The sequence below is a fragment of the Pullulanibacillus pueri genome, assembly GCF_014639255.1.
Classification (GTDB): domain Bacteria; phylum Bacillota; class Bacilli; order Bacillales; family Sporolactobacillaceae; genus Pullulanibacillus; species Pullulanibacillus pueri.
The window spans coordinates 123,383-133,806 of the sequence record NZ_BMFV01000008.1 but is presented as its reverse complement, the minus strand read 5'-3'; the positions used below and the strand labels follow the sequence as shown (position 1 = coordinate 133,806).

The following is a 10,424-nucleotide window of genomic DNA, read 5'->3' as shown; positions in this document are numbered from 1 at the left end:
TCCCCCTAGATAGAACAGATTTTTATTTTTTAATCTGTCTACCTAAAAGGGAGCATATCAAAATTCACTTTCCGAATTTTTAGGTCGTCTTTTTAATAAAGTTAATTAGTTATTCCAGAAAATCGTAAGATTTTCAGTGCCCACCTATGATGGTGAGGGATTTTTTTATGAATTCACTTTAGCTTTTTCTTCTTCTTCTTCTTCTTGTTTTTTGTAATGTTCCTCAGCAAGTTTGTCAATTTCAATTTTTAATTCTTCAACCATCTTGTCTTCAGGAACCTTACGAATGACCTCGCCGTGTCTGAAAAGCAGTCCCTCTCCTTTACCTCCGGCGATGCCGATATCGGCTTCACGTGCCTCACCAGGCCCGTTTACAGCGCAGCCCAGAACAGCGACTTTAATGGGAGCCTTGATCTTCTGAATATATTCTTCCACCTCATCAACAACCTTGAAGAGGTTCATTTGAATTCTTCCGCATGTTGGGCAAGAAATCAATGTTGCAGCATTTGCGGCGAGACCAAAGGATTTCAGGAGCTCGCGAGCAACCTTTACTTCCTCAACGGGATCGGTGGATAAAGAAATACGAAGTGTATTTCCGATACCTTTGTGAAGAAGGATGCCAAGTCCAGCAGCGCTTTTTATCGAGCCAGAGAATTTCGTTCCTGATTCAGTGATGCCGAGATGTAATGGATAGTCGAAGGCTTGAGCTGCCTTTTCATAAGCTTCAACGGCTAGATTGACATCAGAGGCTTTCAATGAAACGATAATGTCATGGAAGTCAAGATCCTCTAAAATTTTAATATGATGTAACGCGCTTTCGACCATAGCGTCTGCTGTCGGATAACCATATTTCTCGATAAGCTTTCTTTCTAGGGAACCGGCATTTACACCGATACGAATAGGAATGCCTTTCGCTTTAGCTGCATTTACAACGGCTTCGGTTTTTTCACGGCTCCCAATATTACCGGGGTTGATCCGAATTTTATCGGCGCCACCTTCAATGGCCTTTAACGCTAATTTATAATTAAAATGGATATCAACAACGAGTGGAATATGAATTCTCTTTTTGATTTCCGGAATCGCTTCTGCTGCTCGCATATCTGGGCAAGCTACGCGAACAATCTGACAGCCAGCCTCTTCCAAGCGTAAAATTTCGGCCACCGTAGCCTCAACGTCATGAGTCTTCGTTGTGGTCATACTTTGTATAATAAGTTCATTGGAACCGCCGATTGTCACATTACCAACCTTGACGGGTCTCGTTTGTGTTCGATGGGTAATTGATGCCATTCCCCGATCGCTCCTTTTTGTAGGTTCTTAAAACCTGAATTACTCGAATAACAATGAAATATCAACTGTTATTTTAACATGATTACACTATAGTGGAAACAAATCATGTGACATTTTTGTTATTTTATACATCATATCATTATTCATCTATGAATAGTACTTATTTGTCTTTATATAATGGGAATCGGTAGCTCTCCCCTATTTTTATTTGATTGGGGTTCTGTTTTGGATTAAGAAGTTGAAAATCATTAATCATCTTGCTAATATTTTCAACTTGATTGGGGTTTAATCTTTCAATAATAGATAAAACTGTATCTCCTGTTTGCACTGTTACGTTTTGAAAAGGCTTTGAAGTAGAGGGCGTCTTTTGAAGTTTTGTTTTTGCCTCAGCAGATTGAGGCTGATCAATCGCAATGTATTTAAGGGAGCCATTCGTCCAATCATATAGACAAGTGAGACTGATGATTGTTAATAATGTATAAAGTATAAACTTTTTCAAAAGAAGTTCCTCCTTTACAGCCTTTATAGTTTTATATTTCATACTTATGTTGTGTTTACTAGACTTATGCCACATTTAGTAGATTTATTTAAGAAAGCTTTTTAAACTAAAAATAGGGAACCCCCTGAGGGTGTTGTTCGTATTATAGTTAGGATAATAAATTAAAGGGAGGGGTGAGCGCAGTGGCTATTCTTGATATAGCGATAGTGGGGTTTATTGTCATCTTCTTGGCTTCATTATTAATGTTTGGTGAATTCCTCGTTCGTGCCAAGGGGATTTTTGGGGTCATTAGTTTATTACTGTTTGTCTTATATTTTATTCACCATTTACCCAATGACTCACCAGTATTAATGATCTCGCTTTTAGTTGCTGGATTTATTCTTATTGTATTAGATGGAAAACTGATTAATAATGGTTCGGTGGCTATATTAGGTCTACTTCTCATGATGCTTGCCTGTGCCTTACCAGCACCGTCTTGGGTATATGGCCTCGGTGTTTCTGCAGCATTTATTTTAGGGGTATGTGGATCATTTTTGTTCTTAAAAGTTTTTCCTGCAAGAGCGTTTTGGTCCAAGCTTACCTTAATGGATCAGTTATCAAGTGAAAAAGGGTATAACTCTATTAATGCAGAGTATAAATTGCTTGTTGGAAAGATAGGGAAAAGTATAACACCGTTTCGCCCTGTTGGTACCATAGAAGTAGAGGGGAAGCAATACAGTGCAATTACCAATGGGGTTTGGCTTGAAAGGGACCAAATGATTAAGGTGGTTTCAGTAGATGGAACGCGGATTGTGATTGAAGCCCATCAGGAATGAAACGAGGCTGAGATAAAACAAACCTAATAAATGCAAATGTCGAACAAAAAATTTTAGAGACTAAAGTAGGAAATAGGCAGCGTAGTCAACATGCGAAGATGATTCTCCTAGTCGCTTTCCTTAGTTCAGCGGGACAGCACGTGTCCGCAGATTGACTTTTGAGTTTAAATGACCCAATCCAAAGTGAGCTGTGGGAAGCGAAGCATTTTGATGGAGCGATTCGCCTTATGCTAAGAATAAAGAAAAATCTGTTCATTAAATAGAATGTTCGGATTTTTCTATGAGTGAAAGACTTCTGTCCCAACCTCGTTCTTAATAACGTAAGGAATTATAATTTTGCGGCAGACCTTATAAAGGGCAACTTTGACTTCCGCCATTAAAGCTCGGCGATAAGCCAAGCTCTTTTATAGGTCTGTTTTATGAACAGCGTTATTTTTTCGCGGGACTGTCGGTCTTGGTTTGGGTTTCGGAACGACGTAAATAAGGTAAGTGAGCATCGCGAGACAGCAAACGGCATATAGCCAAATAAAGACATTAGGTAAAGGAATAAATAGATTAACGACGGCAACCAGTAAGGTGGGCCATGTGATACTATTAGCGGCTAAAGACCATAGATGTTGGTAGTTAAGACGCTTTTTTAGTAGAGACTTAATACTTAAGGCGATTACGGCCAGGCCGGAAATGTAAAAAAAGACGACTGCTGATAATAAAATATAGTAGAGCACAAGCATTAACGGAATAAAAATGATTGATAAATCTTTCGTTGTATCTATGCTTTGACTTATAATTGATGGAGAAAATAATAGGGCTGCAATTAACGTAATAAAAAAAGCATAGTAAATGTTATAGCCGACTTTCAAAAAGCGAAACATAGAGGCTTGTTTAGGATGCAATAAGTTTTTTTGCAATTGCTTTAATAATGATATTTTCATGGGCTGGCTCACCTTTATTGTTTTATTGAATGGATTCTTAATTCTCTTTCATTTTATCTTAAGGTGGGAGGCCATCACAAGTTTTGTTACGTTCAGAAAAAAAATAAAAAAAGCTATTGATTTAATAGATTTTACATGTTATATTAAATGACGTCGCAGGAAAGACATCGAAAAGAAGAGTTCGAAACGCTTGAAAAAAATAATAAAAAAGCATTGACACTTTTTGAAATTGATGATATATTAGTTCCTGTCGTTAAAATAATCTCTTAGACAAACTTATTATGGCGGTGTAGCTCAGCTGGCTAGAGCGTACGGTTCATACCCGTGAGGTCGGGGGTTCGATCCCCTCCACCGCTACCATACAATATTAACCAGAGGTTATGAACTAACCTCATTTTTGAATGTTATGGCGATTATGGCGAAGTGGTTAACGCACCGGATTGTGGTTCCGGCATACATGGGTTCGATCCCCATTAGTCGCCCCACGGACCCTTAGCTCAGTTGGTCAGAGCTGACGGCTCATAACCGTCCGGTCGTAGGTTCGAGTCCTACAGGGTCCACCATTTATTTTAACGTCACTTTTTTAAAAATCATGCATAGACTGATGATTGTAGGAGATAATAAGGTATAGAACGGTTGACGTCACAGAGTCGAGCAATCCTACGGTGGAAAGCGACCATTTAACATCGTCGCGGGGTGGAGCAAGCCTACATCGTAGAAAAAAACGTCATTGTAAGCTTGTAAAATTTAGCCTACCTTCTTGAGAGTCAACGGATTTTACAGGGGAAAGCGGCCGTTTAACATCGTCGCGGGGTGGAGCAGGGGTAGCTCGTCGGGCTCATAACCCGAAGGTCGCAGGTTCAAATCCTGCCCCCGCAACCAAAGCTAAACATACACGCTAGAAGTCAAAAGCTAACTGAATTAAATTACATAAGAAAAACAGAGGATGTCATAAAAGCCTAGCTTTTGTAGACATCCTCTTTTGATAGGATTGAAATATCATTTGTTTTTAAAAGCCGAAGTCCTTGTTAATCAGTTTTTAAAATGATTTGGTGAAAGAGGTTTGAACTTCACGAATTATAGGTATATTAATTGAAGAAATGAGTCATTTTTGTTAATCTAAAAATAGCAAGACACTAGACAAATTGTCTAAATTCATCTACATATAGGAGGAGATTTAAATGGCTTATCAACTTCCAGAATTACCTTATGATTTTAATGCACTCGAACCACATATTGATGAACAAACCATGCGTATTCACCATGATAAACACCACGGGACTTATGTAACAAAGGTCAACGCGGCGCTTGAAGGTCATGATGATCTTGCAAGTAAGTCCATTGAGGAACTTATTAGCGATCTTGACTCAGTACCAGAAAATATCCGCACGGCTGTCCGCAATAACGGTGGTGGACACGCTAACCACACTTTCTTTTGGCAAATCCTAAGCCCAAATGGTGGTGGCGAGCCAACAGGTGCCATTGCAGACGCTATTAAGGCTAAATTTGGTAGCTTTGACGCATTTAAAAAGGAATTTTCTGATGCGGCCGCTGCTCGTTTTGGTTCTGGTTGGGCTTGGCTTGTTGTCAATAATGGTCAACTTGAAATCACTACGACTCCTAACCAAGATTCTCCTCTATCAGAAGGTAAAACACCTGTGATTGGTCTTGATGTTTGGGAGCATGCATACTACCTTAACTATCAAAATCGTCGTCCTGATTACATTAATGCTTTCTTTAATGTCATCAATTGGGACGAAGTCAACAAACGCTTTGAAGCAGCAAAATAACCAATAATGATTTTTATAGAAAAAGTCTGTGATAAATGTCACAGGCTTTTTTCTTTTTTTTATATAAAAGCCATATTTTTGCCTCTTTTTTTAACTGTAAGAGTAAGGCGATTTTGTCGATATTTATAGTAGAGAGGGGTCTTAGTATGGATAAACAGTCAATTGGAATTGTGAAAAAACTTGTAACCGGAATGAGTCTTATTGCATTAATTACCTATGGTATAAGTGGCTTTTTTATCTTTTTTATTGCTGATTGGTTTGAACATTTCCTTCCACAATGGTTATTTATACTGCTCACATTATTTCTTGGTGTGGTATGGTCAGGTATTCTCGGCTATTTTATTGCAAAATATTTTACCCGGGCATTGCAAAAATTACATAATGGTGTTTCGGAAGCAGCAAAAGGGAATTTGAATGTTCAATTTGAGCCCATTCATACTCGAGATGAATTTGAAACACTATCTAATGGCTTTATTCAAATGGTTAATGAATTGAAATTTATCATCAGTGATATTCAAAAATATGTTGATGGAACTTCAAATCGGATGTCCTCTTTGAAGGAGACAATGGAGCATTTATCTGGAGAAATTCAAGGGATAAGTGTAACCATGACACATATTGCATCGGGTTCAGAAAGCCAGGCGCAGGCCAGTCAAGATTCCTTAGAGCGTGTTCAACAAGGCCTTAGTCTTGCAACGAGGATTGAAAATGAAGCGAGTAAATCAAATGCTTTATCACAAACAACCATGGAAAATTTAAAAAAGAGTAGTGGGGCGTTAAAAGAATTAATCGAAGGGATTCACCTGATTGCTGATACCAATGATAAGGCCTTGAATACAACACAGAGCTTAAAACAAAAGACAGAAAAAATTGGACAGATTACAAATATGGTGGCTGAAATTGCTGAAAAAACTAATATGCTTGCTTTAAATGCTTCCATTGAAGCCGCACGTGCTGGAGAGGCAGGAAGAGGTTTTGCTGTTGTCGCTAATGAAATTCAAGAATTAGCCAATCAGAGTGCCCGGGCCGTTAATGCGATTCATGATTCAGTGATTGAAATCCAGAGTAATGTCATGGATACAGTCAAATATAATGATGAACAGGTTACGATTGGAAATAGAGAAATCGAACGTGCGAGAACCACGGGTAAACAAATCACCGACATGATGGATAGTATTAATTTAATCGTTTCTAATATCGAAGAAATACATAAAATGTCAGGTGAACAACAAGAATACATGAATAAAGTTGTTCTTGAGGCAGAGCAAATGGCACTGGCATCAAAAGAAACTGTTATTTCTGCCAATGAAGTAGCATCTGGGGCTCAAAAAGGTTCAAATAATATGAGCAAAGTGACTTTGGATGTACAAGAAATCTTAGATCAAATCACAACATTAAAACAACATGCAGAACGTGTCAGAGTCTAAAATAAAAACAGTCAGTTTTAAGCGAATAACTCCTCTACTTTTACGCACACTAATGGTGAAATAAAGTAGGGGAGATTTCTTTATATGAAGGCTTTGCGAATATTTTTTAATAAGAAGGATATACCAAGAGATTTACTATTGTTGTTGGTTATCAGCGGATTATACTTCTTAGGGATTGCGCTTTCCAATACGTTTGTAAACGTCTTTTTATGGAAGCATACGAATAGCTTTTTCAATATTGGTCTTTACAATTTAATGATTGTTATCTTTCAACCCTTGACCTTTTTGCTTGCTGGACGGTGGGCAAAGAAAATTGATCGTGTGATCGTTTTAAGATTAGGGGTTATCTTTTTAGCCTTGTTCTTTATTACAGTTCTTCTGTTTGGCTCCTATACTCAAGATTATCTTTTATTGTTTGGCGCTGTATTGGGGGTTGGTTATGGCTTTTACTGGTTAGCGTTTAACGTTTTAACGTTTGAAATCACCGAGCCAGATACGAGAGATTTCTTTAATGGCTTTCAAGGGATACTCTCTTCTTTAGGGGGAATGATCGGTCCTATTTTTGCAGGGTGGGTTATTGCTTCAATGACGAATTATACCGGATATAAAATTATATTTGGGATATCCCTGGCTTTATTTGCTATTGCGATTATAACGAGTTGGTTTCTCAAACGTCGGCCGGCAGAAGGGAGTTTTACCTTTAGGCGAATTATAGCCGAACGAAAGCACAACTCTAATTGGAAGGATATTTTATATGCTCATTTTTTTCAAGGGATTAGGGAAGGAACATTTGCTTTTGTCATCACCATTTGGGTCTTTATGACGACAAAAAGTGAATTTGCACTTGGGAAATTTGGGTTAATAGAGTCTGCTATTATGTTTATATCCTTTTATCTGGTGTCTCGCCTCGTTAAGCCTCATCATCGGAAAATGGCTATTCTTATTGGGGGATTATTGCTTTATGCATCGGTTTTCATCATTATATTTAAACTGACCTTTCCTTTACTTATCTTTTTTGCGATAACGGTTTCCTTCGCATTGCCACTATTATCTGTTCCTTACATGTCTTTAACATTTGATGTAATTGGAAGAGGGTGGAAGGCGGCGGAAATGCGGATTGAGTACATTGTGGTCCGAGAACTTTTTTACAATGGCGGAAGGATCGTTTCTATTTTATTATTTTTGCTCACTTTAGCGGTATTCAAAAATAATGAAGATGGCATAAGGTTTCTTATGATGGCTATAGGAGCTGGGCATCTAGCCATTTATTTTTGTATCCGCAATATTCACTTTACAACGAACACGGATGATGATGCCCGAGAAGAAGCAGAAGAGGCCAAGCGTTTTCACAATGGTGAAAGTGGCTCGACAGTTTGATGACAAAATCACGAATTTGTCTGCAAAAAATTGAGGAATTATAGTACAATAAAGGGACACACGTTTAATGTATTCGTGCTGTCCTTTTTATGTTGGGGTAGTGAATTTTGTGAATTAAAGTGAAAGTGATGTGAGGCGCGTGGATGAAAATAAAGTAAAAAAGAAAAAGAAAAAAAGCCATATCCCTTTCCGATTAAATATATTATTTCTCTTGATTTTCTTTGCTTTTTCTAGCCTTGTTCTTCGGTTAGGTTATGTTCAAATTGTTCAAGGGAAAACCTACACGGAAAAAATGGATAAGACTCAAAATGTCGAAACGACAGTGAGCTCTCCTAGGGGATTGATCTATGATTCCGAGGGAAAGATTCTCGCGGGAAATAAGAGTAGTTATGCGGTTGTGTTCACGAGAAAACCGGGATTAGATACAGAGACAATGATTAAATATGCTCAAAAGCTGAGTCAATATATTCATGTCAGCACCAAGAAGGACGTCCCTGATGGAACTGTCACAACTCAAAACTTAACAGAACGTGATTTGAAAGATTTCTATATCGGAACGCATCCAAAAGTTAATGAAGAAAAACTCACTCAAGCTGAAATTGATGCTTCGAAAAAAAATGAGAAGGCCCAGCAAAAAGCTTATCAAAAGGTATTAGATCGCATCACCGATAAAGAGCTTAATCAACTCACTCCTGAGCAAATGAAGGTGGCAGCCATTTGGAGAAATATGTCTCAAGCCACAAATTTAACGCCAACGACGATCGCGACACACCTTTCTGCTGAAGAGTTAGCAAATGTTGGAGAACACTTAGATGAGTTTGATGGCATGATTAATACATCGGTCTCTGCAACAAGAGAATATCCAAAAGGAAAATATTTCTTTTTAGGCAATGTCAAAAATATTCCTAAGCATCAAGACGATAATTACAAGGCTGCAGGCTACAACATGAATGATCTTGTGGGAACAAGCAATTTAGAAGAACAATATGAAGATGTATTACGTGGTGTACCCAGCACTTATAAATTTACGAAGAACAGTAGTGGTGAAGTGGTCGGCAGTCCTGAAGTGACCGAGGGGCGACGTGGTGATGATATCCAACTGACCATAAATAGTGATTTGCAGGATAAAATTGGTGATATTATAGAAAATAAAATAAAGAAGTTTTATGGAAATAACGCACGAGAAGCTTATGCTGTTGTGATGAATCCTCATACAGGGGCCATCTTGGCAATGGCTGGGAAAAAATATAATGAAAAAACGCATAAATTCGAAGATGCTTCTTCAGGAACCATTTTAAATGCGTATCAAATTGGTTCCTCAGTAAAAGGAGCTACAGTATTAGCAGGGTATCAAAATAACGCAATTCCGGGTCCCCTTGATGATAAGCCGATAAATTTTAAAGGCGGATCGCAATTTAATTCGTGGCATGCCATTGGTTATTTAAATGGTGTTCCTGAAGCATTAGAAAATTCATCAAATGTTTACATGGGGACTATTGTTGGTAAAATGGCAGGTTTCCAAATTAGTGATTCTGGTTCTTCATATACCGCTAAGATTTTTTCGAGTGAGCATGCGCAACAAAAGTTTGTGAATGCTGTAAATACCCTTAGAAATGCTTATGGCCAATTTGGATTAGGTGTAAACACAGGGATTGACCTCCCGTTTGAATCAACGGGTTTTAATGGGGGAATTCCTGATGAACAAGGGAAAATTATGATGTTTTCAATAGGACAATATGATACGTACACACCACTACAAATGGCGCAATATGTGTCAACTCTTGCGAATGGTGGTTATCGCTTGGCCCCACATCTATTGGAGTCCATTCATACGCCAAGTGGGGAACCTGATCAATTGGGACCTACTATTAAAACAAAGAAAACCGAAGTGTTAAACACTATTCCGAATACAAAAGAACAATTTGATCAAGTTCATAAAGGCTTTTATCTCGTTACCCATGGACCAACGGGTACAGCTACTCAATTGGGCGTTGGTGGAGGACAAGAGATGCTAAAGTTGAAAATCGCTGCTAAAACAGGGACTGCCCAATTAGCACCGGTTGAAAAAGGAATGTATAATCTTGCACTTGTCGGTTATGCCCCTTATGATGACCCTCAAGTTGCTGTTGCTCTAATGTGTCCCAATATTAAGGGGGAAGAGCATATTAATATTGAAATTGGTCAAGAAATCTTTAAAACATATTTTGAAGAACAAAAGAAGTAATCAGTATCAGGAAATGATAAACAAACAAAAAGAATCCCCTTGAGCTCAAGCACAAGGGGATTCTTTTATAACG

At 38.2% G+C, this 10,424-nt stretch carries 8 protein-coding genes and 4 tRNA genes; 9 read left to right on the top strand and 3 right to left on the bottom strand.

Annotation, left to right across the window (positions count from 1 at the left end; translation table 11 throughout):
* Positions 1-165 precede the first annotated feature (165 nt).
* Positions 166-1,287 carry a flavodoxin-dependent (E)-4-hydroxy-3-methylbut-2-enyl-diphosphate synthase gene (gene ispG / locus IEV91_RS07520; protein WP_239541154.1) on the bottom strand — a complete coding sequence of 374 codons (1,122 nt, stop codon included), beginning with the start codon at positions 1,285-1,287 and terminating at the stop codon, positions 166-168.
* A gap of 160 nt (positions 1,288-1,447) precedes the next feature.
* Complete coding sequence (gene yqfZ, locus IEV91_RS07515) at positions 1,448-1,786, bottom strand: protein YqfZ (RefSeq protein ID WP_188496802.1); 339 nt, start codon at positions 1,784-1,786, stop codon at positions 1,448-1,450.
* A 182-nt stretch (positions 1,787-1,968) separates the two neighbouring features.
* On the opposite strand from yqfZ, the gene IEV91_RS07510 reads away from it, so the two are divergent.
* Positions 1,969-2,601 (top strand): NfeD family protein, encoded by a 633-nt coding sequence (locus tag IEV91_RS07510; RefSeq protein ID WP_188496801.1) that lies wholly within the window; start codon positions 1,969-1,971, stop codon positions 2,599-2,601.
* A 404-nt stretch (positions 2,602-3,005) separates the two neighbouring features.
* Here IEV91_RS07510 and IEV91_RS07505 read toward each other — a convergent pair whose 3' ends face one another.
* Positions 3,006-3,533: a DUF1189 family protein gene (locus IEV91_RS07505; RefSeq protein WP_188496800.1), complete on the bottom strand. Its 528-nt coding sequence runs from the start codon at positions 3,531-3,533 to the stop codon at positions 3,006-3,008.
* Positions 3,534-3,816: 283 nt separating this feature from the next.
* Between IEV91_RS07505 and IEV91_RS07500 the strand changes: the two genes are divergently transcribed.
* From IEV91_RS07500 to IEV91_RS07465, 8 genes are all read left to right on the top strand, one after another.
* Positions 3,817-3,893: transfer RNA gene (locus IEV91_RS07500), tRNA-Met, on the top strand.
* Between the two features lie 49 nt (positions 3,894-3,942).
* Positions 3,943-4,018: transfer RNA gene (locus tag IEV91_RS07495), tRNA-His, on the top strand.
* 1 nt (position 4,019) lies between these two features.
* Positions 4,020-4,096: transfer RNA gene (locus IEV91_RS07490), tRNA-Ile, on the top strand.
* A 244-nt stretch (positions 4,097-4,340) separates the two neighbouring features.
* Positions 4,341-4,415, top strand: a tRNA-Met gene (locus IEV91_RS07485).
* Between the two features lie 299 nt (positions 4,416-4,714).
* Positions 4,715-5,323: a superoxide dismutase gene (locus IEV91_RS07480; protein ID WP_188496799.1), complete on the top strand. Its 609-nt coding sequence runs from the start codon at positions 4,715-4,717 to the stop codon at positions 5,321-5,323.
* Between the two features lie 146 nt (positions 5,324-5,469).
* Positions 5,470-6,750: a methyl-accepting chemotaxis protein gene (locus tag IEV91_RS07475; RefSeq protein ID WP_188496798.1), complete on the top strand. Its 1,281-nt coding sequence runs from the start codon at positions 5,470-5,472 to the stop codon at positions 6,748-6,750.
* Positions 6,751-6,834: 84 nt separating this feature from the next.
* Positions 6,835-8,127 carry an MFS transporter gene (locus tag IEV91_RS07470; protein WP_188496797.1) on the top strand — a complete coding sequence of 431 codons (1,293 nt, stop codon included), beginning with the start codon at positions 6,835-6,837 and terminating at the stop codon, positions 8,125-8,127.
* 139 nt (positions 8,128-8,266) lie between these two features.
* Positions 8,267-10,351 carry a peptidoglycan D,D-transpeptidase FtsI family protein gene (locus IEV91_RS07465; RefSeq protein WP_188496796.1) on the top strand — a complete coding sequence of 695 codons (2,085 nt, stop codon included), beginning with the start codon at positions 8,267-8,269 and terminating at the stop codon, positions 10,349-10,351.
* Positions 10,352-10,424 lie beyond the last annotated feature (73 nt).

What these genes read in the sequence shown, in the direction of transcription:
- IEV91_RS07480 (WP_188496799.1), top strand. Translation starts at nt 4,715, where the DNA reads ATGGCTTATCAACTTCCAGAATTACCTTATGATTTTAATGCACTCGAA.
- IEV91_RS07505 (WP_188496800.1), bottom strand. Translation starts at nt 3,533, where the DNA reads ATGAAAATATCATTATTAAAGCAATTGCAAAAAAACTTATTGCATCCT.
- ispG (WP_239541154.1), bottom strand. Translation starts at nt 1,287, where the DNA reads ATGGCATCAATTACCCATCGAACACAAACGAGACCCGTCAAGGTTGGT.
- IEV91_RS07475 (WP_188496798.1), top strand. Translation starts at nt 5,470, where the DNA reads ATGGATAAACAGTCAATTGGAATTGTGAAAAAACTTGTAACCGGAATG.
- IEV91_RS07470 (WP_188496797.1), top strand. Translation starts at nt 6,835, where the DNA reads ATGAAGGCTTTGCGAATATTTTTTAATAAGAAGGATATACCAAGAGAT.